24 protein-coding genes are annotated in these 24,698 nt (G+C 72.1%); 13 read left to right on the plus strand and 11 right to left on the minus strand.

What is annotated here, in order from left to right; all coding sequences use genetic code 11:
* Positions 1-46: 46 nt before the first annotated feature.
* Positions 47-1,156, minus strand: coding sequence for a ferritin-like domain-containing protein (locus ACFWRO_RS12745; protein ID WP_384508451.1), 1,110 nt, complete (start codon positions 1,154-1,156; stop codon positions 47-49).
* Between the two features lie 181 nt (positions 1,157-1,337).
* Here ACFWRO_RS12745 and ACFWRO_RS12750 point away from each other — a divergent pair, with 181 nt between their 5' ends.
* The 5 genes from ACFWRO_RS12750 to ACFWRO_RS12770 all read left to right on the plus strand — a co-directional run bounded on the left by ACFWRO_RS12750 (position 1,338) and on the right by ACFWRO_RS12770 (position 5,400).
* Entirely contained in the window at positions 1,338-2,273 is a 936-nt protein-coding gene (locus ACFWRO_RS12750; protein WP_384508453.1) for a diiron oxygenase, read from the plus strand.
* A gap of 45 nt (positions 2,274-2,318) precedes the next feature.
* Positions 2,319-3,041: a TetR/AcrR family transcriptional regulator gene (locus ACFWRO_RS12755; protein ID WP_384508455.1), complete on the plus strand. Its 723-nt coding sequence runs from the start codon at positions 2,319-2,321 to the stop codon at positions 3,039-3,041.
* Positions 3,042-3,066: 25 nt separating this feature from the next.
* Positions 3,067-3,336 (plus strand): hypothetical protein, encoded by a 270-nt coding sequence (locus ACFWRO_RS12760; protein ID WP_384508458.1) that lies wholly within the window; start codon positions 3,067-3,069, stop codon positions 3,334-3,336.
* A 77-nt stretch (positions 3,337-3,413) separates the two neighbouring features.
* Positions 3,414-4,724: an NlpC/P60 family protein gene (locus tag ACFWRO_RS12765; RefSeq protein ID WP_384508461.1), complete on the plus strand. Its 1,311-nt coding sequence runs from the start codon at positions 3,414-3,416 to the stop codon at positions 4,722-4,724.
* A 127-nt stretch (positions 4,725-4,851) separates the two neighbouring features.
* Positions 4,852-5,400: an RICIN domain-containing protein gene (locus ACFWRO_RS12770; RefSeq protein ID WP_384508464.1), complete on the plus strand. Its 549-nt coding sequence runs from the start codon at positions 4,852-4,854 to the stop codon at positions 5,398-5,400.
* Positions 5,401-5,454: 54 nt separating this feature from the next.
* Here the strand turns inward: ACFWRO_RS12770 and ACFWRO_RS12775 are convergent, their stop codons facing one another.
* The 5 genes from ACFWRO_RS12775 to ACFWRO_RS12795 are packed head-to-tail and all read right to left on the minus strand — an operon-like array spanning position 5,455 to position 11,108.
* Positions 5,455-6,690, minus strand: a complete 1,236-nt coding sequence (locus ACFWRO_RS12775) for a styrene monooxygenase/indole monooxygenase family protein (RefSeq protein ID WP_384508467.1) — start codon at positions 6,688-6,690, stop codon at positions 5,455-5,457.
* Positions 6,691-6,735: 45 nt separating this feature from the next.
* The gene (locus tag ACFWRO_RS12780; RefSeq protein WP_384508469.1) at positions 6,736-7,413 is read right to left on the minus strand and encodes an ATP/GTP-binding protein; all 678 of its coding nucleotides are present in this window, start codon (positions 7,411-7,413) and stop codon (positions 6,736-6,738) included.
* Positions 7,394-7,795 carry a DUF742 domain-containing protein gene (locus ACFWRO_RS12785; RefSeq protein WP_384508472.1) on the minus strand — a complete coding sequence of 134 codons (402 nt, stop codon included), beginning with the start codon at positions 7,793-7,795 and terminating at the stop codon, positions 7,394-7,396. The genes ACFWRO_RS12780 and ACFWRO_RS12785 overlap by 20 nt, the downstream gene beginning before the upstream one ends.
* Positions 7,792-8,307 carry a roadblock/LC7 domain-containing protein gene (locus ACFWRO_RS12790; protein ID WP_384508475.1) on the minus strand — a complete coding sequence of 172 codons (516 nt, stop codon included), beginning with the start codon at positions 8,305-8,307 and terminating at the stop codon, positions 7,792-7,794. Before ACFWRO_RS12790 ends, ACFWRO_RS12785 begins: the two co-directional genes overlap by 4 nt.
* Entirely contained in the window at positions 8,304-11,108 is a 2,805-nt protein-coding gene (locus tag ACFWRO_RS12795; protein WP_384508478.1) for a nitrate- and nitrite sensing domain-containing protein, read from the minus strand. Before ACFWRO_RS12795 ends, ACFWRO_RS12790 begins: the two co-directional genes overlap by 4 nt.
* A 376-nt stretch (positions 11,109-11,484) precedes the next feature.
* Between ACFWRO_RS12795 and ACFWRO_RS12800 the strand changes: the two genes are divergently transcribed.
* Positions 11,485-12,258, plus strand: coding sequence for a hypothetical protein (locus ACFWRO_RS12800; RefSeq protein ID WP_384508481.1), 774 nt, complete (start codon positions 11,485-11,487; stop codon positions 12,256-12,258).
* A 105-nt stretch (positions 12,259-12,363) separates the two neighbouring features.
* Here the strand turns inward: ACFWRO_RS12800 and ACFWRO_RS12805 are convergent, their stop codons facing one another.
* Entirely contained in the window at positions 12,364-12,858 is a 495-nt protein-coding gene (locus ACFWRO_RS12805) for a MarR family transcriptional regulator (protein WP_362003917.1), read from the minus strand.
* Positions 12,859-13,069: 211 nt separating this feature from the next.
* Between ACFWRO_RS12805 and ACFWRO_RS12810 the strand changes: the two genes are divergently transcribed.
* Positions 13,070-13,900, plus strand: coding sequence for a lysozyme (locus ACFWRO_RS12810; RefSeq protein ID WP_384508484.1), 831 nt, complete (start codon positions 13,070-13,072; stop codon positions 13,898-13,900).
* Between the two features lie 269 nt (positions 13,901-14,169).
* Positions 14,170-15,030, plus strand: coding sequence for a lytic polysaccharide monooxygenase (locus ACFWRO_RS12815; protein ID WP_384508487.1), 861 nt, complete (start codon positions 14,170-14,172; stop codon positions 15,028-15,030).
* 12 nt (positions 15,031-15,042) lie between these two features.
* On the opposite strand, the gene ACFWRO_RS12820 is transcribed toward ACFWRO_RS12815, so the two are convergent.
* The 3 genes from ACFWRO_RS12820 to lon form a co-directional block, all read right to left on the minus strand.
* On the minus strand, positions 15,043-15,672 hold the full coding sequence (locus ACFWRO_RS12820; protein ID WP_384508574.1) for a DUF5701 family protein: 630 nt from the start codon (positions 15,670-15,672) through the stop codon (positions 15,043-15,045).
* Positions 15,673-16,052: 380 nt separating this feature from the next.
* Positions 16,053-16,529 (minus strand): hypothetical protein, encoded by a 477-nt coding sequence (locus tag ACFWRO_RS12825; protein WP_384508490.1) that lies wholly within the window; start codon positions 16,527-16,529, stop codon positions 16,053-16,055.
* Between the two features lie 326 nt (positions 16,530-16,855).
* A complete protein-coding gene (gene lon, locus ACFWRO_RS12830) occupies positions 16,856-19,264 on the minus strand; it encodes an endopeptidase La (protein ID WP_384508493.1) in 2,409 nt (802 codons plus the stop codon).
* A gap of 131 nt (positions 19,265-19,395) precedes the next feature.
* On the opposite strand from lon, the gene ACFWRO_RS12835 reads away from it, so the two are divergent.
* From ACFWRO_RS12835 to ACFWRO_RS12850, 4 genes are all read left to right on the plus strand, one after another.
* Positions 19,396-20,031: a GNAT family N-acetyltransferase gene (locus ACFWRO_RS12835; RefSeq protein WP_384508496.1), complete on the plus strand. Its 636-nt coding sequence runs from the start codon at positions 19,396-19,398 to the stop codon at positions 20,029-20,031.
* Between the two features lie 494 nt (positions 20,032-20,525).
* Complete coding sequence (locus tag ACFWRO_RS12840; RefSeq protein ID WP_384508500.1) at positions 20,526-21,137, plus strand: RNA polymerase sigma factor; 612 nt, start codon at positions 20,526-20,528, stop codon at positions 21,135-21,137.
* Entirely contained in the window at positions 21,103-21,483 is a 381-nt protein-coding gene (locus ACFWRO_RS12845; RefSeq protein WP_384508502.1) for a zf-HC2 domain-containing protein, read from the plus strand. The genes ACFWRO_RS12840 and ACFWRO_RS12845 overlap by 35 nt, the downstream gene beginning before the upstream one ends.
* Before the next feature lie 16 nt (positions 21,484-21,499).
* Positions 21,500-22,045, plus strand: a complete 546-nt coding sequence (locus ACFWRO_RS12850; protein ID WP_384508505.1) for a hypothetical protein — start codon at positions 21,500-21,502, stop codon at positions 22,043-22,045.
* Between the two features lie 2 nt (positions 22,046-22,047).
* On the opposite strand, the gene ACFWRO_RS12855 is transcribed toward ACFWRO_RS12850, so the two are convergent.
* The gene (locus tag ACFWRO_RS12855; protein ID WP_384508508.1) at positions 22,048-22,704 is read right to left on the minus strand and encodes a TetR/AcrR family transcriptional regulator; all 657 of its coding nucleotides are present in this window, start codon (positions 22,702-22,704) and stop codon (positions 22,048-22,050) included.
* A gap of 173 nt (positions 22,705-22,877) precedes the next feature.
* Between ACFWRO_RS12855 and ACFWRO_RS12860 the strand changes: the two genes are divergently transcribed.
* On the plus strand, positions 22,878-24,623 hold the full coding sequence (locus tag ACFWRO_RS12860) for a glycoside hydrolase family 3 protein (RefSeq protein WP_384508511.1): 1,746 nt from the start codon (positions 22,878-22,880) through the stop codon (positions 24,621-24,623).
* Positions 24,624-24,698 lie beyond the last annotated feature (75 nt).

Genomic DNA, 24,698 nt, shown 5'->3' on the forward strand with positions numbered 1-24,698 from the left:
GAATCCCGGGTGGTCGGTCGTGTCCGGGCGGATCCGAGCGAGAGGCCTACCCCTCCGCCCCGCCCTGTGCGATCGCCTCCGCCACCTCGGCCACCCGCTCCCGCTCCTCCACCTCGAAGCGTTCGCGGTCGAGCGCCTCCGCGATCTCCTCGTCCTGGCGCATCAGCAGGTCCAGGTTCGAGTCGCCGAGGTCGAAGACGCCCATGTCCAGATAGGCCTTCTGGAGCCGTTCGCCCCACAGGCCGATGTCCTTGACGCACGGGACGATCCGGCTGAAGAGCAGCTTGCGGAAGAGGTGCAGGAACTCGTTCTGTTCGCTGTACTCCTCCGCTTCCTTCCGCCCGATGCCGAAGTTCTCCAGGACCTCGATCCCGCGCAGCCGGTCCCGCATCAGGTAGCAGCCCTCGATCACGAACTCCTCGCGCTCGCGCAGTTCCGCGTCCGACAGCTGCTTGTAGTAGTCGCGCAGCGCCATCCGGCCGAAGGCCACGTGCCGGGCCTCGTCCTGCATCACGTACGCCAGGATCTGCTTCGGCAGCGGCTTGTCGGTGGTGTCGCGGATCATGCCGAAGGCGGCAAGGGCCAGGCCCTCGATCAGGACCTGCATGCCGAGGTAGGGCATGTCCCAGCGGGAGTCGCGCAGGGTGTCGCCGAGCAGGCTCTGGAGGTTGTCGTTGATCGGGTAGAGCATCCCGATCTTCTCGTGCAGGAAGCGGCCGTAGACCTCCGCGTGCCGCGCCTCGTCCATCGTCTGCGTCGCGGAGTAGAACTTGGCGTCGAGGTCGGGGACGGACTCGACGATCCGCGCGGCGCAGACCATCGCGCCCTGCTCGCCGTGGAGGAACTGGCTGAACTGCCAGGAGGCGTAGTGCCGGCGCAGCTCGCCCTTGTCCTTCTCGGTCATCTTCGCCCAGTGGCGGGTGCCGTAGAGGGTCAGTACGTCGTCGGGGGTGCCGAGCGGGTCGTACGGATCGACCTCCAGCTCCCAGGCGATGCGTTTGTTGCCGTCCCACTGCTTGTCCTTGCCCTTCTGGTAGAGGGCGAGGAGACGTTCCCGACCGTCGTCGTAGTCCCAGCTGAAACGGGCCGAACCGGTCGCGGGGACCTGCCAGATGGGGTCTCCCGGGGCTTTCGTGTAGAGGTCGTGCGTCGACACTGACGACTCCTTACTCTCACTGCGACTGCTCGCCGGACGTGGTCCTCCCGGCAGGCTGACACCTTGGTAGACATCGGGTCAACAAGTCGTGCGCAAGGGATTGACGCACTTGCTGACGAGCAGTCTCATAAAGACGACCGCCGGTAACCCGACCGCGAGCACAGCGAGGTGTCGTACCGTCATGACCACCCGTACCGAGCTGGACTTCACCCTCCTCCGGGACGCCCTCGGCCCGCTCCGCGACCGCGAACAGGTCGCGGCGCGACTCCTCGAGTCCTCCCTCAAGCACTCCTTCGACCCGGAGACCGAACTCGACTGGGCCGCGCCCCTCGAGGACGGCAAGTGGTTCTGGCCGCCCGAGCTGGTCTCCCTCTACGACACCCCGATGTGGCGGCGGATGTCCGAGGAGCAGCGGATGGACCTCGCCCGGCACGAGGCCGCCTCGATCGCCTCGCTCGGCATCTGGTTCGAGATCATCCTGATGCAGCTGCTCGTCCGGCACATCTACGACAAGTCCCTCACCAGCGACCACGTGCGCTACGCCCTCACCGAGATCGCCGACGAGTGCCGGCACTCGATGATGTTCGCCCGGATGATCCAGAAGGGCGGCACGCCCGCCTACCCCGTGCCGCGGATCTACCACAACCTCGGCCGCGTCCTGAAGGCCGTCTCCACCACGCCCGGCTCCTTCGCCGCCACCCTCCTCGGCGAGGAGATCCTGGACTGGATGCAGCGGCTGACCTTCCCGGACGAGCGGGTCCAGACCCTCGTACGCGGCGTCACCCGCATCCATGTCGTCGAGGAGGCGCGGCACGTCCGGTACGCCCGCGAGGAGCTGCGGCGCCAGATGATCACCGCGCCGCGCTGGGAGCAGGAGTTCACCCGGCTCAGCTGCGGCGAGGCCGCCCGGGTCTTCTCCACCTGCTTCGTCAACCCCCAGGTGTACGACAACGTGGGCCTGGACCGCCGCCAGGCCGTCGCCCAGGTCCGGGCGAGCGGCCACCGCCGGGAGGTCATGCAGTCCGGCGCCAAGCGGCTCACCGACTTCCTGGACGACATCGGCGTGCTGCGGGGCCCGGGGCGGCGGCTCTGGAAGGCCTCCGGACTGCTGGCCTGAGACCGGCACCCCTTGTCGTCACCGCGCGCGGCTACCCTGCGAGGCATGACCAGTGCCGCCTCGCCCGCGTACCGCCGGCTCAGCGTCGAGGAGCGCAGGGCGCAGCTCCTCGCCGCCGCCCTGACGCTCTTCGCGCACCGGGCACCCGACGAGGTCTCCCTCGACGACGTCGCCGAGGCGGCGGGCGTCTCGCGGCCGCTGGTCTACCGCTACTTCCCCGGCGGCAAGCAGCAGCTGTACGAGGCGGCCCTGCGCTCCTCCGCCGACGCGCTGGAGCGCTGCTTCGCCGAGCCCCCGTCCGGGCCGCCCACCGAGCGGCTCGGCCGGGTCCTCGACCGGTACTTGACGTTCGTGGACGGGCACGACGCCGGTTTCAGCGCCCTCCTCCAGGGCGGCAGCGTCGCCGAGACCTCCCGGACCACGGCGATCGTGGACGAGGTCCGGCGGGCGGCGGCGGAGCAGATCCTCGTCCACCTGGGGGTGGAGGAGCCAGGCCCCCGGATGCGGATGATGGTCCGCACCTGGATCGCGGCCGTGGAGGCCGCCTCGCTGATCTGGCTGGACGAGGAGAAGCAGCCACCGGCCGGTGAGCTGCGGGACTGGCTGGTCGACCACCTCGTCGCGCTGCTCGCGGCCACGGCCGCGACCGACGAGGAGACGGCCTCGGTGGTCAAGAAGCTCCTCGCGCAGGAGAGACCCGACGGGCCGGTGGGAACCCTTGCACGGCGGGTGACACCCGTGGTGAGCGAGGCCGCTCACCTCCTGTGAGACCGGTGTGTACGAGACTGGTCCCGTGAGAAGCGAGAACACCCCCTTCAGAGGCGGTCCCCTGGACGGCGAGATCCTGCCGATCCTGGTCGGCCCGACCGGGCACCCGCCGAAGTGGTACGAAGTGCCCGTACCGGCCGCGGACGGCGGCCCGCCGACCGTCCACACCTACCGCCGCGAACCGGCCGGCCACACCAAGCGGCTCGGCCTTCCGCGCGGCTGGATCTACGAGTACGTCCCCGAGGGCCGCGAGCCGTTCCGGCCGAAGTGGCCCTGGACCAAGCCGAACGGGTGAGGCCGTTGGGCCGATTCGCCCCTTTGTGAGCTCATCCGACCGCACGATCCCGCCATCATCTCGGTGGAGGTGATGACGTGTCAGGAAGGCTGCTGCGCACGGTCTGCACGGGGGTTCTCGCCGCGTCGACAGCGCTCGCGGGGGTCCCGACGGCGACGGCGGACGACCCGGTGGACCCCCAGGTGGAGGCACCGGCGACGGTCGAGGGCGAGGAGCCGACGGATGGCCCTGCGGAGGGCGCGGCGGAGGGCCCGGCGGAGGGCGCGGCGGAGGGCCCGGCGGAGGGCGCGGCGGAGGGCCCGGCGGAGGGCGCCGACGGCACCCCCGTCGACGACGCCGCCGAACTCCCGCCCCCCGGCGGAGACTCGATCGCCGCGCTCCTCGGCCGGCTCCGGACCCTCTACCGCCAGGCCGAGCAGGCCACCGAGGCCTTCAACGCCACCGACGAGGCGCTGCGCCTCCAGACCGCCGACACCAGGAAGGTCGCCGACACCCTCGCCCGGGCCCGCGAGCGCCTCGCCCAGGGCCGGAACGCGGCCGGACGGCTGGCCAGGGAGCAGTACAAGGGGCGGGCCACGACCTCGGCGTTCTCCCCGTACCTGCGCCTGCTCCTCGCCCACGACCCCCAGCAGGCCCTGGACCAGAGCCACCTGATGGACCGTGCCGCCCGCGACCGGGCCGGCACCGTGGCTCGGCTCACGGCGGACGAGAAGAAGGCCGGTGAGCTGGCGAGCGCCTCCCGCAAGGCCCTGGACCGGAAGCAGAGCCTCTCCGCGCGGCAGAAGACTCAGCGCGACGACGTCCAGAAGAAGCTCGGGGAGGTCCAGAAGTTGCTCGCCTCGCTCCCGGACGACCAGCTCGCCCGGCTGACCGAACTGGAGCGGACCCAGACCGCCGGTGCCCAGCGCGAGCTGCTCGACTCCGGCGTCCTGGACGGCGACCGGACCCCGTCACAGCAGGGCGGCGACGCCCTGACGTACGCGGTACGGCAGATCGGCAAGCCGTACGAGTGGGGCGCCGAGGGACCGGAGTCGTACGACTGCTCCGGGCTGACCTCGCAGGCCTGGGCGAACGCGGGCCGGGAGATCCCGCGCACGAGCCAGGAGCAGTGGCGCACCCTCCCGCGGGTGGAGCTGCGCGACCTGCGCCCCGGCGACCTGGTGGTCTACTTCCCCGAGGCCACCCATGTGGCGATCTACCTCGGCCACGGCCTGGTCGTCCAGGCCCCCCGCCCCGGCGCCAAGGTCAAGGTCTCCCCGATCGCCGCCAACCCGCTGCTCGGGGCGGTCCGCCCCGATCCGAGCGCGGTCGCCCTCCCGTCGTACACAGCGCCCGAGCTTCCGGCGGGGGCTACGGACGGCTCGGACGAGGGGTACGACCAGGGCTGAGCCTGAGACAGAACGGAGGAAGGTATTCCGATTCGCGGCATCAACTGGCGTTGAGAAAGGATCAGTTGAGGCTGAGAATTATGCGATCATGACAATGATTTCCGGCCACGGGCCGGAACCTTCTTGATTGCAGAGGACCATGAAGTTCAACCCGATCGTCCGCGCCCGCCGCGGACTGCTCGTTCTCGCCGCAGCCCTCGGTCTCGTCTTCGGCGTCTCGGCCGTTCCGGCCCAGGCCGCGCAGGTCCACTCCGCGGGCAAATTCACGGTCCGCGTGGGCCACTCCGGACAGTGTCTTGAGGTGGCGGACTGGAGCACGGCGAACGGCGCGGCCGTCCGCCAGTGGCCCTGCACCGGTGGCGCCAACCAGCAGTGGGAAATCCTCTACTACAGCGCCACGCCCGTCGGCGCGTTCTACTACCGGAACGTCAACAGTGGCAAGTGCCTGGAGATCGGCGGCTGGGGACGCAACAACGGTGCGACCGCCAACCAGTGGGACTGCCACTACGGCATGAACCAGCTGTTCCACAACAGTTCCTATCTCCAGACGGACCCCGAATTCGTCTGGGGCAAGTGCCTGGAGATCGCCGACTGGAGCACGCAGCCGGGCGCCCGCGCACGGCTGTGGGACTGCCACTACGGCGGCAACCAGAGCCTTACCAGGCGGTTCGTGTGACCCCCGGGCGGGCGTCAGGCACCCGCCCGGCGCCCGCCCAGCTCTCCCTGACCGTCAGGCCCCGGCGACCGACGCCAGGTAGGCCCCGGTCTTCTCGGGCTCGTAGAAGAAGTTCTCGAAGTCGGCCGGGTCGTTGAAGCCGTTCGCGAAGCGGTCGGCGACCGGCTGGAGCTGGCCGGCCGCGCCGATCAGGTTCAGGACGTGCTCCGGGGGGACGCCCAGCATCGCGTTCGTCCACTTGGTGACGTGCTGCGCGGTGTTCCAGTACCGGTCGAACGTGGACCGCATCCAGTCCTCGTCGAAGGGCTTGTCGCCGTGCTCGACGATCGCCGCGAGGTAGGCGGCCGCGCACTTGGAGGCCGAGTTCGAACCCTGGCCGGTGATCGGGTCGTTGGCGACGACGACGTCCGCGACGCCGAGCGCCAGGCCTCCGCCGGGGAGGCGGCCGATCGGGTTGCGGACGGTCGGGGCGTAGCGGCCCGCGAGCGTGCCGCCCGCGTCGGTCAGCTCGACCTTGGTGGCCCGCGCGTACTCCCAGGGCGTGAACTTCTCCATCAGCTCCAGCGTGAGCGAGAGGTGCTCCGCCGGGTCCTTGATCCCCTGGAAGACATCGAGCGGGCCGCCGGGTATGCCCTCCCAGAAGAGGATGTCGGCGCGGCCCGAGGTGGTCAGGGTCGGCATGACGAAGAGCTCGCCGACGCCCGGGACCAGGTTGCAGCGGACCGCGTCGAAGTCGGGGTGCTCGGGGCGGGGGCCGAGGCCGTGGACGTACGCGACGGCCAGGGCGCGCTGCGGCTCGCCGTACGGGGAACGGGCGGCGTCGCGGCCGAACATGGAGACCAGCTCGCCCTTGCCGGCGGAGACGAGCACCAGGTCGTACGTACGGGAGAAGTAGTCCAGGTCGGAGACGGCCGCGCCGTGGATGACGAGCTGGCCGCCGCGCTGGGCGAAGGTCTCCATCCAGCCGGCCATCTTCACGCGCTGGTCGACGGACTGCGCGTGGCCGTCGAGCCTGCCGACCCAGTCGATGACGCGCTGCGACTCGGGGCCGGCGACGGAGACGCCGAGGCCCTCGATGCGCGGGGCCTGGGACTCCCAGAAGTTGATGCCGAGGTCCCGCTCGTGCTGGAGCGCGGTGTCGAACATGCACTGGGTGGACATGACCCGGCCTGACCGGATCTCGTCCGCCGTGCGGTTGGACATGAGGGTGACTTCGTACCCCTGCGACTGCAGTCCGAGGGCGAGCTGGAGGCCGGACTGACCGGCTCCGACGATGAGTATCTTCCGCATGGCGGGTGTTCCTAACGACTTACGGCGGCTTACGGACCGATCCGGCTATTCGGGGGCGGCTTCGAGCGCGTGGGCGACCATCGCGAGCAGGGATTCCACCACGCTGTACCGCTTGCGCGCGTCCATGATCACGACGGGTACGTGCGGGGGCACGGTGAGCGCGTCGCGGACGTCGTCGGGCTCGAACCGCTCGGTGCCCTCGAAGTGGTTGACGGCGACGATGTACGGCAGCCCGCAGCTCTCGAAGTAGTCGAGGGCGGGGAAGCAGTCCGTCAGCCGGCGGGTGTCGGCGAGCACGATCGCGCCGATCGCGCCGCGCACCAGGTCGTCCCACATGAACCAGAAGCGCTGCTGGCCGGGGGTGCCGAAGACGTACAGGACGAGGTCCTCGTCCAGGGTGATCCGGCCGAAGTCCATCGCGACGGTCGTCGTGAGCTTGTCGGGCGTCGCCGAGAGGTCGTCGGTGTCCTGACTGGCCTGGGTCATCAGGGCCTCGGTCTGGAGCGGGGTTATCTCCGAGACGGCGCGGACGAAAGTCGTCTTGCCGACGCCGAAGCCGCCCGCGACGACGACCTTGGTGGCTATGGGGGCCCGGGTGTGGTCGAGCTGCCAGTCCTGCGCGCCCTCTTCCGTGCCCGCGTCGTGCGGTGCGGGCCGGGCTTCGGGCTGGGCGGGGATTCCGGCGAGGGCCGGGGCAGCGGCTTCAGAGACGGCGGAGTCCACTCAGCACCCTTTCGAGGAGCGCGCGGTCGGGCTGCCCGGTGCCGTGACCGGTCCCGTACACACGGATCTTTCCCTGGTCGGCCAGGTCGCTGAGCAGCACCCGGACGACACCCAACGGCATCTTCAGAAGGGCCGAGATCTCCGCGACGGTACGCATCCGGCGGCAGATCTCGACGATGGCCCGCATCTCGGGCATCAGGCCGCGGGCTGGCCCGCCGTCCGTCAGGACCTTCCGCCCGGGCGCCGCTTCGAGGGCCGCGACGAAGGTCTCGACGAGCAGGATGTGGCCGAACCGGGTGCGGCCGCCGGTGAGCGAGTACGGGCGGACGCGCGCGGGGCGGCGCCCGTCGCCTCGTACCGGCAGTCGGTGTGTCGCGGTCACTGGGCGCCCTCCATCGATTTGCGCAGCTCGCTGCGGAGTTCGGGGGTGAGGACGTGTCCGGCGCGGCCGACAAAGAGGGCCATGTGGTACGCGACGACGCTCATGTCGCAGTCGGGTTCCGCGTGCACGCCGAGCAGCGAGCCGTCGCTGATGGACATGACGAAGACGCTGCCCTCCTCCATGGCCACCATCGTCTGCTTGACCCCGCCGCCGTCCATCAGCCGGGCGGCGCCGATGGTGAGGCTGCCGATGCCGGAGACGATCGTGGCGAGGTCGGCGCTGGAGCCCCGCGGCCCGCTCGGACGGTCCGCCGGTGCGGACGCGGTCTCCTGCGCCGCCGGGTCGGACGAGAGCAGCAGGAGTCCGTCGGAGGAGACGACGGCGACCGAGCGGACCCCGGGCACCTCCTCGACGAGGTTGCCCAGCAGCCAGTGCAGGTTGCGGGCCTCCGTGCTCAGTCCGAACGTTCCGGTCGCAGGTGTGCCGGTCTCAGATGTTCCGGTCGCAGTCAACCGCGTGCCTCCTCGACTGTGTCCCCCGTCTTCTCCTCGGTACGTGCTTCGATCTCGGCCTCTACGTCCCTACGGCCCTCCTCGGCCCCTCGGTGGAATCCGCCCAGCCTGCGGCGCAGGGCCTCCGGGTCCACGCCACCGGGGCGCGGGGCCGGGACGGTACCGGCCTGCGGAACGATCTTCGGCGTGCGCTTGGGGAGCCCCTTGTCCGTGACGCGCTGGGCGGCGGCCGCCGGCTCGGACTCCTCCGGGGCGCGCTCGTGCGTGTCGGGCTCGGGGGGCGGGTCGGGGAGCCGGACCTGGAGCGTGGTCTCGGAGACGGAGAGCTGGGGGGCGTCGGGCGCGGCGGGGGCCTCGGGCTCGGGCTCCGGCTCCTGCTCCGGTTCCGCGGGGGCCTCGGGCTCCGCCCGGGCCTCCTCCGCCTCGATGGCGCGCTCCGCCGCCTCCACGAGCGGGTCGCGGGTGCGGGACGGCAGGGTGTTGGAGTTGGCCTCGGCGACCGAGCCGGGGAGGTTCAGGGTGGGCGCGCCGCCCATGACCGGGACGGCCGGCGGGCCCGCGGTCGGCGGGGCCGTCGGCAGCAGCGTCTGCGGCAGGACGACGACCGCCGCGATGCCGCCCTGCTTCTGCTCGCGCAGCTGCACGCGGACGCCGTGGCGGGCGGCGAGCAGCGCGGTGACGCGGATGCCGAGTCCCTCGCCCGCGATGTCGGCCGGGTCCGCCTCGGCGAGCCGCGCGTTGAGCTCGACGAGCCGGGACTCGGTCATGCCGATGCCCTCGTCCTGGACGGAGAGCATGACCTCGCCGCTCTCCAGGAGCCAGCCGGAGAGCTGGACCTGCGCGTCGGGCGGCGAGAACGAGGTCGCGTTCTCCAGGAGTTCGGCGATCAGGTGGGACAGGTCGTCCGCGGCGAAGCCGGCGATCTGGGCGTGCGGCGGCAGGGACTGGAGGGTGACCCGCTCGTACCGCTCGATCTCGCTGACGGCGGCGCGCAGTACGTCCACGAGCGGGACGGGCCCGGGGTGGCCGTGGACGTGCTCGTGCCCGGCGAGGACGAGGAGGTTCTCGCTGTGGCGGCGCATGACGGTCGCCATGTGGTCGAGCTTGAAGAGGGTGGCGAGCCGGTCGGGGTCCTGCTCGCGCTCCTCCAGCTTCTCGATGACGCCGAGTTGCCGCTCCACGAGCCCGAGGCTGCGCAGCGAGAGGTTGACGAAGGTGTGCTGGACGGTGTGCCGGAGCCGTGCGAGCTCGGCGGTGAGGAGGGCGGTGTGGCCCTGGAGTTCGGCGCGCTGGGCGGCCAGCTCGGAGCCGAGCGCCTCGCGGGCGCCCGTCAGGTCGGCGCGCTCGCTGTCGAGCGCCGCGACCCGTCGGCCGAGGTCGGCCAGCTTGCCGTGGAGGCTGTTGAGGGACCGTACGACCTGGGCGAACTCGTCGTTGCGGCCGGTGAAGCGGACCGGCTCCTCGGTCTCGGGCTCCGGGGCGGCGGCGAGCCGCGCGGCGCCGATGCGCACCACGGCGAGGGGGCGGGTGAGGCTGCGGGCGACGAACGTGGAGATGCCGATGGCGATCAGGAGACAGCCACCGAGGAAGGCGATGCGCACTTCGAGGGCGGTGACGTCGTCGTCGCGGAGTTCGGCGAGGCGGTCCACGCGGGTGGCGGAGAGGGCGGACTCGACGCCGCGCATCTGCTCGATGCGGGCGGAGAGCGCGGACTCCAGCTGCTCGGGGTCGGTCCCGCGCTCGGACTTGGTGAGTACGGGCTGGTCGGTGAGGCGGGCGAGGAGGCCTTCGGCCTTCTTGACGTCGGGGCCCGTGACCGTGGCGGCGAGGGAGTTCCGCCCGGTGCCGGCGGCGGACTGGTCGAAGTCGGCCAGCGTGGCCAGTTCGCGGACCCGGGCCTGCTGGGCGGCGGCCGTGAGGGCGTTGCGGGCGCGGTCGGCCTCGTCGGCGCCCTCCGCCTTCTTGGGCACGTACGTGCCGGTGACGGGGTCGTACTCGACGCCGTCGGACTCGGGCTGGGGTACGGCGAGGGCGGCGAGGAGCAGGCCGCGGGCGGCCGAGGCCTGTTCGACGGCGCGGCTCAGGGCGGCGGGGGCCCGGGCGGCGTCGGCGGCGCGGGCGGGGGTCTTCTCGGCGAGCTCGTCGGCGAGGGCCTGGAGCTTGGCGATGACGTCCGTGTACGCCTTGTGGGCTTCGAGGGCGGTGCCCTTGCCGGTGAGCGCGGCACTGCGGAGGGCGGGCAGGCCCGCGAGGTCGCGGCGCAGCTCTTCGGGGGCGGTGGGCCGGATCTCTTCTATCTGGCGGTCGACGCGGGTGGAGCGCGTGCTGGTGACCTGCCGCCTCTTGTCGCTGCCACCCTGCTGCTCGTCGCGGCCCGCGGCGATGTAGGCGACGACCTCGTCGCGCTCGTCGGCGAGGGAGTGGGCGAGGGTGACGGCCTGGCGGTCCAGCTCGGCGAGAGTGACCAGGCGCTGGGAGTCGGTCAGTTCGCCGGAGGCGGTGAGGATCGCGGGCGCGCCGGCGGCGAGCACGGTGACGCCGACGAGGGCGACACCGGCGACGAGCCGGTTCCGGACGCGCTTGGAGCGCCCGACGGGCGCGGGTACGACGGGGGGCGTGGCGCTCCCTGGCATGGTGCGTCCGGGCGTGGCGCTCCCGGGCATGGTGCTGCCGGGCGTGGTGCTTCCGGGTACGGCGCCGGGGCCCGTGGCGTCGCCCGTGCTCAGCGGGTCACCGGGGGCCTGGCTCCGCGTGCCGTTCTTGCTCCGAGGCCGCTTCTTCTGCACCGGTGCTGCTCGCATTCTCGACTCGTCCGCCCATGAAGCAGAGGTGACGACCGGTCACGTAGTTAGAGCGCCCCCCACCCCTGGTACGGCTTCCGACCATTCCAGCGCTTCTGGGAAGGGGACGCGCATCGGCCGCTCCGCCACCCGAACGAGTGAACAACACTCCTGAGTTGGCGAACAACTCCACGCGAGGCTTCCACACGGCCCGCACGGAGCGCCGGTTGGATCTTCCGCGCGGGCTTTGGCAGGATGCCCGCCCGCAGCTCGCCGGAGCCTCCGCTTCCACCCCTCCGGAGCCCCTCGAAGGCTTGGTACAGGCCAGATTCGGCCGTTTGGAGACACTGTGAAGGTGCGTCACGGCCTCCGGTCGCCACGGGGCAGACTGGGGATCATGCGCACCGAGGCCGTCACCCTTCCCGGCAGTCCCGAACGCCCCAACGAGGACTGGGTGGCCACGGCTCTACCCGCGTCCGGCGGGGGCGGGACGGTCGTGGTGCTCGACGGGGTGACACCGCCGGCCGGTGATGACGGTTGTGTGCACGACGTGCCCTGGTTCACCGCCCGCCTCGGCGGAGCGCTGACCGAACTGTCCGCTTCGCGACGCGATATGACGCTGTCCGAGATTCTGACGGAGGCAATCTGGCGCACCGCAAACGCCCACCGCGACACATGTGACCTTTCTCACGTACGTACGCCCCAGGCAACCGTCGCGATGGCGCGCTGGGACGAGGCCCGCGTGGAGCACCTCGTCCTCTCCGACTCCGTTCTGCTCCTGGAGGCGCCGGACGGTTCGGTACGGGCGGTGCTCGACGACCGCCTCGACCGGATCCCGGACGAGGTCCGCCGTTCGCACGCGGCGACGGACCGGCTGCGGAACCGGGAGGGCGGCTTCTTCACGGCCGCGGCCGACCCGGACGTGGCACGGCGGGCGGTGACCGGGACGACTCCGCGCGCGGAGGTGCGCGCCCTGGCTGCGCTCACGGACGGGGCCTCGCGCTGGGTGGAGCTGTTCGGCGAGGGCGACTGGGCGGACTGCTTCGCCGTCCTGCGGAAGGAGGGCGCGCACGGGCTGCTGACGCGGGTCCGCGCGCTGGAGGAGTCGGGTACCGCCGTGCACCGCTGGAAGGCGCACGACGACGCGACGGCGGCGTACGCGGTTCTCTGACGGCTCGCTCGGGGGCTCACTCAAGGGCTCCCTCGCGGGCTCGCTCAAGGGCCTGCTCAAGGGTTCCCTCGGGGGCCGCCTCGGCTGCGCCCTCGGGGGCTCCCCTCAGCTCTCCGCCCGTGCGTTCAGCTGGTGAAGCAGCCGGGCCAGTTCGGCGACCTCGGCGCGGTCCCAGTCGGCGAGCTTGCGGACGTACCGCCCGCGCCGTGCGTCCCGTACCCGGCGGAAGCGGCGCCGCCCCTCCTCCGTGAGCCGGACGAGCGAGGCGCGCCCGTCGGCCGGGTCGGGGTCGCGGGCGACGAGCCCGAGGTCCTCAAGGACGCGCAGCTGACGGCTCATGGTCGCCTTGCCGACGCCGAAGTAGCCGGCGAGTTCGGTGGCGCGCTGCGGGCCGGTGTCGTCGAGCCGTACGAAGAGTCCGTACGCGGAGGACTCCAGCTCCGGGTGGACCTCGCGGGCCATCTCGCCGGACTGGGCGCGGGCGCGGCGCAGAAAGACCGCCAATTCCCTTTCCAGGGCCAGGAATTCCTGGTCCACACCACTCCCCCCGGTCGCCCCGCCGGTCGGTTCGGCTTCACTCCCCGTACCGCTTCCGTGCACGTCAGCACCCCTCGCGCGCTTTCCGGTCGCTGAAAGTTTCTTTCAACCGCGGCCATCGCCGCAGCTCTCTCATTATTTCGCAGGAGTAGACCAACGGCGGCACCCGGGGCCTCTTCCGTCAGGCGGGTCTACGTGCGTAGCGTCGTTGGTGACATGTCCATTCCAGGACTGTCCGACTCGCTCCCCCCACCGAGCCTTTCGGAGGCACGCAATGCCCGTGCACAGATCCGGAAAGACCCTCGCCGGCGCCGCGTTCGCGGCCCTGGCCCTGCTCCTGCCCCTCACCCTCTCGGGCCCGGCGAACGCCGCCGCCGGAGCCGACGCCGAGGCCGTTCCCCCACGCGGCTCCGCCCACATGGGCATGGGCGTCCTCGCGCACGACGGCTCGGCCGGCACGCCGGGCTCGCCGCGTGCCGCCCAGACGGAGGGCGTGGACGTCTCCAGCCACCAGGGGAACGTGGCCTGGTCGACCCTGTGGAACAGCGGGGTGAAGTGGGCCTACGTCAAGGCGACGGAGGGCACCTACTACAAGAACCCCTACTTCGCGCAGCAGTACAACGGCTCCTACAACGTGGGCATGATCCGCGGCGCGTACCACTTCGCGACCCCGGACACGACGACGGGCGCGGCCCAGGCCGACTACTTCGTGAACAACGGCGGCGGCTGGTCCAAGGACGGCAGGACGCTGCCGGGCGCGCTCGACATCGAGTGGAACCCGTACGGGGCGACCTGCTACGGCAAGTCGCAGTCGGCGATGGTCGCGTGGATCCGCGACTTCCTCAACCGGTACAAGGCGCGGACGGGCCGTGACGCGGTGATCTACACGGCGACGAGCTGGTGGACGCAGTGCACCGGCAACTACGCGGGCTTCGGCTCGACCAACCCGCTCTGGGTCGCGCGGTACGCGGCGGCGGTGGGCGAACTCCCGGCGGGCTGGGGGTACTACACGATGTGGCAGTACACCTCGACGGGCCCGACGGTCGGCGACCACAACCGCTTCAACGGGGACCTCTCGCGGGTGCAGGCACTGGCCAACGGCTGAGCGGGACACGTCGAGGCCCTGCCGGCACACCCCGGCCTGTCGGCACATCCCGGCCTTTCCGACACACGGCGGTCTTCCGGGCGCGCGGCGGCGCGCGCGGAAGGCCGCTTCCGTCTTTCTCGCGCCACCCCCTTGCCCATTGGTATGGACCAATGCGAACCTCGGGTTGGTGCGTACGGCCCCTCCCCAACTCCCGTACGTGATCCGCTCGTTGTTCGTCCCGTCCTCCCGTCCTCCCGTCTCCCCCACGCACGAGAGAGAGCCCCCGCATGCCGTCGATCCGCCGCACCGCCGCCGCAGCCGCCACCCTGTCCGCCGCCGCCCTGATCCCGCTGACCCCGTCCACCGCCGCCGCGCACGGCGCGGTCTTCAACCCGGTGAGCCGGGTCGCGGCCTGTTACGCGGAGGGCCCGGAGACGCCGAAGTCGCAGGTGTGCAAGGACCTGGTCGCCGACTCCGGCACCCAGCCGCTCTACGACTGGAACGAGGTCAACATCGCCAACGCCGACGGGCAGCACCAGGTGGTGATCCCGGACGGCAAGCTCTGCTCGGCCAACCGCGAGAAGTACCGCGCGCTCGACTGGGCCCGGACGGACTGGCCGTCGACGGCCGTGTCCGCGGGGTCCTTCAACTTCAAGGTCCGGGTGACCGCGCCCCACCAGGGCACGATGACGGTCTACATCACCAAGCCGGGCTTCGACCCGACCAAGCCGCTGAAGTGGTCGGACCTGGACGCGACCCCGGTGGCGACCTACCCCACGGCGCGGACCGCGACGGACGGCTACTACAACTTCACCGGCACCCTGCCCGCCCGCACGGGCCGCCACATCGTCTACAAGGTCTGGCAGCGCAGCGACAGCCCGGAGGCGTTCTACAGCTGCTCGGACGTCACCTTCGGCGGTACGGCGGCGGCGGCCTCCGCCCCGAGCGAGGCGAAGATCGCCGCGGGCGCGGACCGGTCCACGGTGAGCCACGCAGGCCACGGCGGCGACGAGCACGCCCCGGCGCTCTCCTCCGACGCGGCCCGGACCAGCCCCTCCCCGCTCCCCCTCGCACTCGGAGGCGCGGCCGCCCTGACGGCGTTCGCCGCGGGCAGCCTGCTCCTGACGCGCCGCCGGAACGCGTCGTAAGGGCGTGAACGCCTAGGCGCTGCGCCCCGTGGTCGAGCCGAAGCCGAGCCAGGTGTGGCGGTTGCCCCACCAGCACCAGCCGACCTTCGGGGCGTCGCGCCGCTCGCGGCCGTCGCGCCCGGTGCCGTTGCTGATCCAGATGGCGGGCGTACGGGCGTCCCAGGTGCCGTTCGCCTTGCGCAGCCGGGAGCCGATGGTCATGAAGCAGCGGTTGCGCTCCAGAGCCGCCGGCTCCTGGAGCACCCAGTGGATGCCCTCGGTGAGCAGCAGCGGGGTGCGCTCCTCCTTGGCGAGCGCGGGGAGCGCCTCCTCCGGGCTCCAGTTGGACATGTGGTCGCCGCGGTCGATCCCGGCGACCAGGTAGAGCGGCGCGTCGGGCACCTCGATCCCGTTGGGCGCGAAGTCGTCGACGTCGGGCATGTCGACCACGACGAACCCGGCCTTGCCCTCCCGCCGCAACAACGGCGCGAGCACGGAGGCGGGCGCCCGCCCGGGGTGCACGGCGAGCAACACGTCACCACGCTCACCTCCGGCCTCCCGCACGAACTCACGCACCTCGTCGGCGGCTATCCCCGCGACTTCATGCACCCCGAGCTCGACGAGACGCTCCGCCTGGTCGGCGAGAGAAGGCAGTGGGGGCATGGCCGGTTCTCCTTGCTTCACGGTGTTCGGGGGAGCGGGTGGTTCGAAGGGGGCTGCGGCGCGGTCGGTCTTCGGCACGAAGCGGCTGAGCCGGCGGACGGTCGGCTGCGTCATGCGCCCGCAGAGGGTGTCCACCCGCAGGGACGCCTCGTCGAGCCGCGGCTCCGACGCCCGGAGCCGATCCAGGTGGGCGCGGAACGCCGCTTCGTCCTCGGTCTCGAAGACCAACTCCCAGCTGCCCGATCCGGGCGCGAACCGCTCGGCGGTCCGCCGCGCCTCTTCCTGCCGCCGACGGTTCGACTTCCGCTTCCCCACGATCCGCCTTCCCCCTTCGTCCATGATCAGGATAGGGAAGCCGACTCCCGGACGGCTGCCCCGGCTCAGAGCGGGCTGATCTCGTCGGCGTGGGCGGCGGTGATCTCTCCCAGGTAGTTCTCCTGGGCGACCAGGTCGGGGTCCTCGACCTGGACGTCTCCGGTGAAGGAGTTGCCGCCGACGAAGAGGGCGTTGCCCCTGATGATGATCCTCCTCGCCGTGAACGCGTTGCCGTGGTAGACGCCTCCGGTGAGGTCGATCGTTCCCCGGACGCGGAACGTGTCGCCGACGTACAGGTTGTCGTGTTCGGGGTCGGCGGGCCCCGCGCCCGTGCCACCGCCCCGGAAACGTCCCCCGTTGAAGATGTTCCCCAGGAACATGTTGGCGTTCTCGACGCGGAAGTCCCCGTCGAAGGTCAGCGTCGTCGACTGCGCCCACGGCGCCGGGGAGTTCGCTCCGCTCCCCTCGCTCTCGTCGTCGGACCGGTCGCTGTCGTTGGCGAGGTTGAAGGTGCTCCCGACGAACATGTTCCCGCCGTCCACGGTGAAGTTCCTGGTCGCCGTCGCTGGCCCGGGCGAGCTCCGGGGTCAGCCGCCCACCGGGACTCAAGGCCTCCGCTTCCCTGGCCGCTGGCGCGGCACGCCGAGGAAGCTCCTGTTCGCCGTCCGACCCGGTCCGTCGGCGCTTCCTGTCGGCGACCACTGCGTCTCCCTCTCGCTCGCGTACGGGCATGGTGCGAGCCCGCCCAGCCGCGTTCAAGGGCGACGAGGGCACCCCGTCATGAACCCGGGCTGCCCGAACGTACGCAACTAGCGGAACGGGGCGCCCCGCTGAAGGGACGCCCCGCTCCACAACACGACCTACCGGCTCACGCCACCGCGCTCACCGTCACCGCCGCCGGGGACAGCGCGATCTCCAGGACCTGGCGGACGTCCGTCACCGGGTGGACCTCCAGCTTCTCCAGGATCTCGGCCGGGACGTCGTCCAGGTCCGCCTCGTTCCGCTTCGGGATCACGACCGTCGTGATGCCCGCCCGGTGCGCCGCCAGCAGCTTCTGCTTCAGGCCGCCGATCGGCAGGACGCGCCCGGTCAGCGACACCTCACCGGTCATCGCCACGTCCGTCCGGACCAGCCGGCCGGAGAGCAGCGAGGCGAGCGCCGTCGTCATCGTGATGCCCGCGCTCGGACCGTCCTTCGGGACCGCGCCCGCCGGGAAGTGGATGTGCACGCCCCGGTCCTTCAGCCCGCCCACGGACAGCTCCAGCTCCGCGCCGTGCGACCGCAGGAAGGAGAGCGCGATCTGCGCCGACTCCTTCATCACGTCGCCCAGCTGACCCGTCAGGGTCAGCCCCGCCGCGCCCGTCTCCGGGTCGGCGAGCGACGCCTCGACGAAGAGGACGTCACCGCCCGCGCCCGTGACCGCGAGTCCGGTCGCCACGCCCGGTACGGACGTACGGCGCTCGGCCGGGTCCTGCGCGGACTCCGGGATGTGGTGCGGCCGCCCGATGAGACCGCGCAGATCGTCCACGCCGACCGTGAACGGCAGCTCCCGGTCGCCCAGTTCGTGCTGCGCCGCGACCTTCCGCAGCAGCCGCGCGACGGACCGCTCCAGGTTCCGTACGCCCGCCTCGCGGGTGTACTCGCCCGCCAGCTTCCGCAGCGACGCGTCCTCGAGGACCACCTCGCCGGGCTCCAGGCCCGCCCGCTCCAGCTGCCTGGGCAGCAGGTGGTCGCGGGCGATGACGACCTTCTCGTCCTCCGTGTACCCGTCGAGCCTGACCAGCTCCATCCGGTCGAGCAGCGCCTCGGGGATGGCCTCCAGGACGTTCGCCGTCGCCAGGAACACGACGTCGGAGAGGTCGAGTTCGACCTCCAGGTAGTGGTCGCGGAAGGTGTGGTTCTGCGCCGGGTCGAGGACCTCCAGGAGCGCGGCCGCCGGGTCGCCCCGGTAGTCCGAGCCGACCTTGTCGATCTCGTCGAGCAGGACCACCGGGTTCATCGACCCGGCCTCCTTGATCGCCCGTACGATCCGGCCCGGCAGCGCGCCGACGTACGTACGCCGGTGGCCGCGGATCTCCGCCTCGTCCCGTACGCCGCCGAGCGCGACCCGGACGAACTTCCGCCCCATCGCGTGCGCGACGGACTCGCCCAGCGAGGTCTTGCCGACACCGGGCGGGCCGACCAGGGCCAGGACCGCGCCGCCGCGCCGGCCGCCGACCACGCCGAGACCCCGCTCGGCGCGCCGCTTGCGCACCGCCAGGTACTCGGTGATCCGCTCCTTCACGTCCTCAAGGCCCGCGTGCTCGGCGTCCAGGATCGCCTTGGCGCCCTGGATGTCGTACTGGTCCTCGGTCCTTTCGTTCCACGGCAGTTCGAGGACCGTGTCGAGCCAGGTCCGGATCCAGGAGCCCTCGGGGGACTGGTCGCTGGACCGCTCCAGCTTCTCGACCTCCTTGAGGGCCGCCTCGCGGACGTTCTCGGGCAGGTCTGCGGCCTCGACACGGGTCCGGTAGTCGTCGGACTCGTCGCCCTCCGTCTCGCCGTTGAGGTCGCGCAGCTCCTTGCGTACGGCGTCCAGCTGGCGCCGCAGCAGGAACTCGCGCTGCTGCTTGTCGACGCCCTCCTGGACGTCCTTGGCGATGGACTCGGCCACGTCCTGCTCGGCGAGGTGCTCGCGGAGCTGGGCGGTGGCGAGCTTGAGGCGGGCGACCGGGTCGGCGGTCTCCAGGAGTTCGACCTTCTGCTCGACGGTGAGGAAGGGCGAGTAGCCGGAGTTGTCGGCGAGCGCGGAGACGCCGTCGATCTGCTGGACGCGGTCCACGACCTGCCAGGCGCCGCGCTTGCGCAGCCAGCTGGTGGCGAGCGCCTTGTACTCCTTGACCAGTTCGGTCACGGAGCCGGGCAGCGGGTCGGGCACGGTCTCCTCGACGACGCTGCCCTCGACCCAGAGGGCGGCGCCGGGTCCTGTCGTACCCGCGCCGATCTTCACGCGGCCCAGGGCGCGGATGAGGGCGCCGGGGTCGCCGTCGGACAGCCGTCCGACCTGCTCGACGGTGCCGAGCACACCGGTCCCGGCGTACGTGCCGTCGACCCGGGGCACGAGGAGCACCTTGGGCTTCCCGGTGCCGCTTCCGGACCGGGCGGCGGCCTGGGCGGCCTCGACCGCGGCGCGTACGTCGGTGTCGGACAGGTCCAGCGGCACCACCATTCCGGGCAGCACGACCTCGTCGTCGAGCGGCAGCACAGGCAGAGTGAGCGGTGAGGACGTCGAAGCCATGATCTCCCCTTCGGCAGTCAAGTTGAGCTATGTGGACTCAATGCACGGGCACCCGGGGATGTTCCCCGGGGGCCGTTCGCTCTGAGCGATCACTCTGGTGCGGGGCGGAGTGGCGACGGTGTAATGCCTCTATGGACACTGCGGCTATTACCTCTGCCTGGGTGGCGGGCTGGACCGTCTCGCGGGGCACTGCGCCCGCCGTCGTCGAGCCCTGGGGCTGGCGGATCGACGTCGGCCTGCCGACGCACGTCTTCCGGCACGTCCTGCCGGCGCCGGACGCGGTGTCCGTGGGGAAGCTCTGCCAGGAGATCACCGTGCCGGGCGCGTGGCTGAAGATCATGGCCGGTCCCGAGGAGTCGGCCGAGTGGATCACCCCGGGGTGGACCGTCCCGGACGACCCCGGCTACATGATGAGCAAGACCCTGGACCCGGGGGCCCGCCCGCCGGCGCCGGAGGGGTACGCGCGGACGACGGAGACCCGGGACGGGGTGATCCGGGTCCGGATCGTGGCCCCGGACGGCACGCTCGCCGCGCGCGGCCAAATGGCCCCGACAGGGGTGACCGCCGTCGCCGACCAGATCGAGACCCACCCCGACCACCGCCGACGCGGCCTCGGCGCGAACGTGATGCGCACCCTGGAGGCGGCGGCCGCCCAGACGGGCGCGACCACGGGCATCCTCGCGGCCACCCGCGACGGCCTGGCCCTCTACGACAGCCTGGACTGGCGCTACGAGTGCCCGCTGACGGGGATCGTGCGGGAGGCGTAGGGCGCGAGGGTGCGGGAGCGTGCGCCCCCGGTGTGCGCCGGTGCTCCCCCGGCGGGCGGCGAAAAGATGGGCGGAATTGCAACCTCCGTACCCTTCCCCCGCGTTCAGAGGTCGTGACGACGAGCTTTCCCGGGTGCGGGCAGTGCACCGAAGACGGAACCGGGACCGGAGCCGAAACCGGGCCCGGGGCCGAGGCCTGGTCCGGGACCGGGTCCGGGGCGGGGAGCGGGGCCGAAGCCGGGTCCGGGACCGGGTCCGGGGCGGGGAGCGGGGCCGAAGCCGGGACCGGAGCCGAGAGCGGGTCCGGGGCCGACGGCGGGCCGTCGGACGGCGGTCCGGACAGCGGCGGCGCGTCCGCCGGTAGTCCGTCCGGCGGCGGCCCGTACAGCGGCCGCCCCTCCCGCGGTGGTGGTCCGTCCCGCGGCGGCACGTCCGGCGGCCGCCCCTCCGGCAACGGTCCGTCCGGCGAGGACGACGCGTGCGACGGGCGTCTCGTGCACGCCGTCGCCGGTGGCGACAAGGACGCGCTGTCCCGGCTGTTCGCCCGGCACGCGGGCCCCCTCTTCGCCCACCTCCTCAACCGCGGCTTCCCCGCCCAGACCGTCGAGGACGCCGTCCAAGAGACCTTCCTGACGGTGTGGAAGAGCGCCTCCGGCTTCCACGAGGGCAGCGTCCCTGCCTGGCTGCGGCGGATAGCGCACTGCCGCGCCGTCGATCTCGAACGGGCCGCCGGACGGCAGCGGGCCCTCGCCGACCGGGCCCGCGAGCACACCCCCTCCTCCGCAGGCACCGCTCCCTCCGCCGAGGACTGCCTGCTCGCCTCCTCGCCCCGCTACGCGGCCATAGCCTTCGCGCTCGCCGGGCTCCCCGCCCCGCAGCGCGAGGTCATCGAGCTGCGCTACCTCCAGCACTACAGCGTCCGCGAGACCGCCGAGCGCCTCGCCGTCCCCGAGGGCACGGTCAAGGCCCGCGCCGCCCGGGGCTGCGCCCGGCTGCGCGAGTGGATCGTGGCCCAGGACGCGGCGGAGGCCGCGGACGGCGTACCGCGCGCGACCGGCGGAGGAGGTGCCCATGACCGCGACCGGGTCCCCCGCCCCCGCCCGTAACCCCCACTCCCCCACAGCCGCCCCCACCTCCAGCTCCGAAAGCAGCCCTCGCATGGTCGAGCTCTCTCCCCCCACGACAGCCACGACAGCCACGACGCCCGAGCACCCCGTGACGTCCGCGCCTCCGACGCCTCCCGCGCCGCCCGCCCCCACCCGGCACCTCCCGGCGCACTGGGTGGACGCGTACGCCCGCGGGGAGCTCTCCCCCGAGCTCCTCGGCCACGCCGAGGCCCATCTCGAGCGGTGCCGGGCGTGCGTCGACGCCGTCGACCTGGCGGTACGCGGCGGGCCGCACGGCCCCCGCCTGGACGCCCTGCACGCGGCCCTGGTCAACCGGATCGGGTGAGGGCATGCTCGGGACCATGGTGCGCAGGAGAACGGTGTGGGTCGCGTCGGCGGTACTGGTCCCGTGGCTCGCCGTGTCCGGGTGCGGCGACCAGGACACCCCGTCGCCACCCACCGTGACGCAACAAGGATCGGCGGCCGCCACGCCCACGACCGCCCCCGCGCCACCGGTCCCCACCGGGCCGGACGGCACCGTGAAGAACGACCACGAGCCCGGCCCCCGCGAGGTCCTCGTCGAGGTGAACGTCAACGGCGGCCTGGCCGGGGTCCGCAATCAGCTGATCGTCCACTACGACGGCGGCTACACCACCCGCTCCGGCACCGAACCCCCGCGCACCGGCCGCATGACCGCCGCCGAAGTGGCCGAACTGCGCGCGGCGTTGGAGGACCCCGCGTACGCGAAGGTGCCCGCGCGCCCGACGGGACAGCCCGTGGCGGACGGGTTCCAGTACGTCTTCACCCACCGGTACCGCGTCGTGGTCGCCGGTGAGGGCGAGCGCCCGCCCGCCCTCCGGCGCGTCTTCGAGGCCCTCCCCGACGGCGGCCCGCCGACCGACCCCTGAGGTCAGGCGGCCGGCAGACCCTCGCCCTTCACCGACAGGTCCCTCAACTGGCGGTCCAGGAAGGCCCGTACGCGTGCGGGCATGTCCATCGCCGCCGGGTCGAGGGCCCATTGGAGCTGGAGGCCGTCCATCACGGCGAGCTGCTCCTGCCCTGCGGCCCGGCAGTCGATGCCCTCGCGCAGTTCCCCGCGCCGCACCGCCGCCTCCATCAGGTCGACGGTGTGGCCGAGCACGCGCGCGTACCGCTCCTTGAAGTAGCCGTGCGCGGGGTGGCCGACGTTGCCCGACTCCCCGGCCAGGACGTTGAACATCCGGACGATGCCGGGGCGCCGGGTGTTGTCCTCGACGAGGGCGACGACGGTCTCCAGGTACGCGGCGTACGACTCCGGCTCGTCGGCGAAGAGGCGCTCGACGTCGTGCTGCTCGCTCTGCGCGAGGACCGAGAGCAGGAGGTCCTCCTTGCCGCGGAAGTGGTGCAGCAGCCCGCCCTGGGTGATGCCGCAGTCGTTGGCGATCCGGGCGAGCGAGGAGGCGTGGAAGCCCCACCGCCCGAAGTGCTCGACGGCGGTGTCGAGGATCTTCCGGCGGCGCTCGTCCCCCACCGCATAGCTGCCCCTGCCTGCGCTTTTTCGGGTCGTCGGGCCCTTGTTCTCCGGCATGGGGCCCAGCTTAGGTGGTGCCCGGAATAGGCCCGGAATGAGGCTTTCCGCCTGTGATCCAGGACACAGAACCAAAACCTAGTACCCACTCGGTTTTCACGCTTAGCCTGAGGCCCGGCCCGGTGAGGCACCTCCGCCCCTCAGCCCGGTCACGTCACCTCAGGAGACCCGTCATGCACCCGTACCAGGACGCCACCCGACCCGTCGACGAGCGCGTCGAGGACCTGCTCGCCCGGATGACCCTGGAGGAGAAGGCCGGCCAGCTCTTCCACTCCATGCTGATGATGAACGCGGACGGCACCCCGGTCACCGAGACCGACGGCTCGATGCTGCCGTTCTCCACGCCGGAGCTGCTCGAAGGCCGCCACCTCACCCACTTCAACCTGCTCGGCACATACGGCGCCCGCGAGATGGCCCTCTGGCACAACGCCGTCCAGGAGATGGCCGCGAACACCCGGCTCGGCATCCCGGTCTCGCTCTCCACCGACCCGCGCCACGCCTTCACCGACAACATCGGCGCCTCCTTCAACGCCGGCGCGTTCTCCGCGTGGCCCGAGGCGCTGGGGCTCGCCGCGATAGCCGACCCGGAGCTGGTCTTCCACTTCGCCGACACCGTCCGCCGCGAGTACCTCTCCGTCGGCTTCCGCACCGCTCTCCACCCGCAGATCGACCTCGCCACCGAGCCGCGCTGGGCACGCCAGTCCGGCACCTTCGGCTCGGACGCCAAGCTGACCGGCGAACTCGTCCAGGCGTACGTCCGCGGCCTCCAGGGCGAGGAGCTGGGTCCGGACTCGGTGGCGGCCATGGTCAAGCACTTCCCCGGCGGCGGCCCGCAGAAGGACGGCGAGGACCCGCACTTCCCGCACGGCAAGGAGCAGATCTACCCGGGCGGCATGCGGGAGCACCACCTGGAGCCCTTCAAGGCCGCGATCGCCGCGGGCTGCTCGCAGATGATGCCGTACTACGGCCAGCCGATCGGCACCGACTGGGAGGAGGTCGGCTTCGGCTTCAGCAAGGGCGTGGTCACCGGGCTGCTGCGGGAGGAGCTCGGCTTCCAGGGGATCGTCTGCACCGACTGGGGAGTGCTCACGGACTCGGTGATCTTCGGCGAGCCGCACGCGGCGCGGGCCTGGGGCGTGGAGCACCTGAGCGTGGCGGAGCGGACGGCGAAGTCGCTGGACGCGGGCTCGGACCAGTTCGGCGGCGAGCAGTGCCCCGAGGTGATCGTGGAGCTGGTCGAGTCCGGCCGGATCACCGAGGAGCGCGTCGACGTCTCCGTACGGCGGCTGCTGCGCGAGAAGTTCGTGCTCGGGCTCTTCGACGAGCGGCGGTACGTGGACCCGGAGGAGGCCGCCGAGACGGTCGGCCGCGCCGACTTCAAGGCGGCGGGCGCGGCGGCCCAGCGCCGCTCGCTGACCGTCCTCACCGACGGCCCGCTGCCGCTGGCCGGGCGGCCGAAGCTGTACGTCGAGAACGTCGACCCGGCCGTCGCGGCGGGCTACGGTGACGTTGTCACCGACCCGGCCGAGGCGGACCTCGCGGTGCTGCGGCTGCGCACCCCGTACGAGGAGCGCCCGAACCTCTTCGAGGCCTTCTTCCACTCCGGCTCCCTCGCCTTCGCGGAGCCCGAGCTGAGCCGGATCCTCGCGCTGCTCGCGACCGTGCCGACGGTCGTCTGCGTCAACCTGGAGCGTCCCGCCGTCCTGCCGGAGATCGCCGAGCGTGCGGCGGCCCTGATCGCCGACTACGGCGCGAGCGACGAGGCCCTCCTCGACGTGGCCTTCGGCCGGGCGAAGGCGGAGGGCCGGCTCCCCTTCGAGCTGCCCCGGTCGATGGCGGCGGTGGAGGCGGCCCGCCCGGACGTCCCGAACGACACGCTGGACCCGGTCTTCCCGCACGGCCACGGCCTGACCATCTGAGATCCGAGATCTGAGACCTGCGATCTGGGATCTGAGTCTGAGATCTGAGACCGGATCCTCCCGAATCCCGTTTGT

It is taken from the genome of Streptomyces sp. NPDC058579, assembly GCF_042718575.1.
In the GTDB taxonomy this organism is placed as follows: Bacteria; Actinomycetota; Actinomycetes; order Streptomycetales; family Streptomycetaceae; genus Streptomyces.

Excerpts from the sequence above, each read along its gene's own strand:
- ACFWRO_RS12860 (WP_384508511.1), top strand. The coding sequence starts at position 22,878 with ATGCACCCGTACCAGGACGCCACCCGACCCGTCGACGAGCGCGTCGAG.
- ACFWRO_RS12775 (WP_384508467.1), bottom strand. The coding sequence starts at position 6,690 with ATGCGGAAGATACTCATCGTCGGAGCCGGTCAGTCCGGCCTCCAGCTC.
- ACFWRO_RS12845 (WP_384508502.1), top strand. The coding sequence starts at position 21,103 with ATGACCGCGACCGGGTCCCCCGCCCCCGCCCGTAACCCCCACTCCCCC.
- ACFWRO_RS12820 (WP_384508574.1), bottom strand. The coding sequence starts at position 15,672 with ATGCCCCCACTGCCTTCTCTCGCCGACCAGGCGGAGCGTCTCGTCGAG.
- ACFWRO_RS12800 (WP_384508481.1), top strand. The coding sequence starts at position 11,485 with ATGCGCACCGAGGCCGTCACCCTTCCCGGCAGTCCCGAACGCCCCAAC.
- ACFWRO_RS12795 (WP_384508478.1), bottom strand. The coding sequence starts at position 11,108 with ATGCGAGCAGCACCGGTGCAGAAGAAGCGGCCTCGGAGCAAGAACGGC.
- ACFWRO_RS12850 (WP_384508505.1), top strand. The coding sequence starts at position 21,500 with ATGGTGCGCAGGAGAACGGTGTGGGTCGCGTCGGCGGTACTGGTCCCG.
- ACFWRO_RS12855 (WP_384508508.1), bottom strand. The coding sequence starts at position 22,704 with ATGCCGGAGAACAAGGGCCCGACGACCCGAAAAAGCGCAGGCAGGGGC.
- lon (WP_384508493.1), bottom strand. The coding sequence starts at position 19,264 with ATGGCTTCGACGTCCTCACCGCTCACTCTGCCTGTGCTGCCGCTCGAC.
- ACFWRO_RS12815 (WP_384508487.1), top strand. The coding sequence starts at position 14,170 with ATGCCGTCGATCCGCCGCACCGCCGCCGCAGCCGCCACCCTGTCCGCC.
- ACFWRO_RS12750 (WP_384508453.1), top strand. The coding sequence starts at position 1,338 with ATGACCACCCGTACCGAGCTGGACTTCACCCTCCTCCGGGACGCCCTC.
- ACFWRO_RS12755 (WP_384508455.1), top strand. The coding sequence starts at position 2,319 with ATGACCAGTGCCGCCTCGCCCGCGTACCGCCGGCTCAGCGTCGAGGAG.
- ACFWRO_RS12810 (WP_384508484.1), top strand. The coding sequence starts at position 13,070 with ATGCCCGTGCACAGATCCGGAAAGACCCTCGCCGGCGCCGCGTTCGCG.
- ACFWRO_RS12835 (WP_384508496.1), top strand. The coding sequence starts at position 19,396 with ATGGACACTGCGGCTATTACCTCTGCCTGGGTGGCGGGCTGGACCGTC.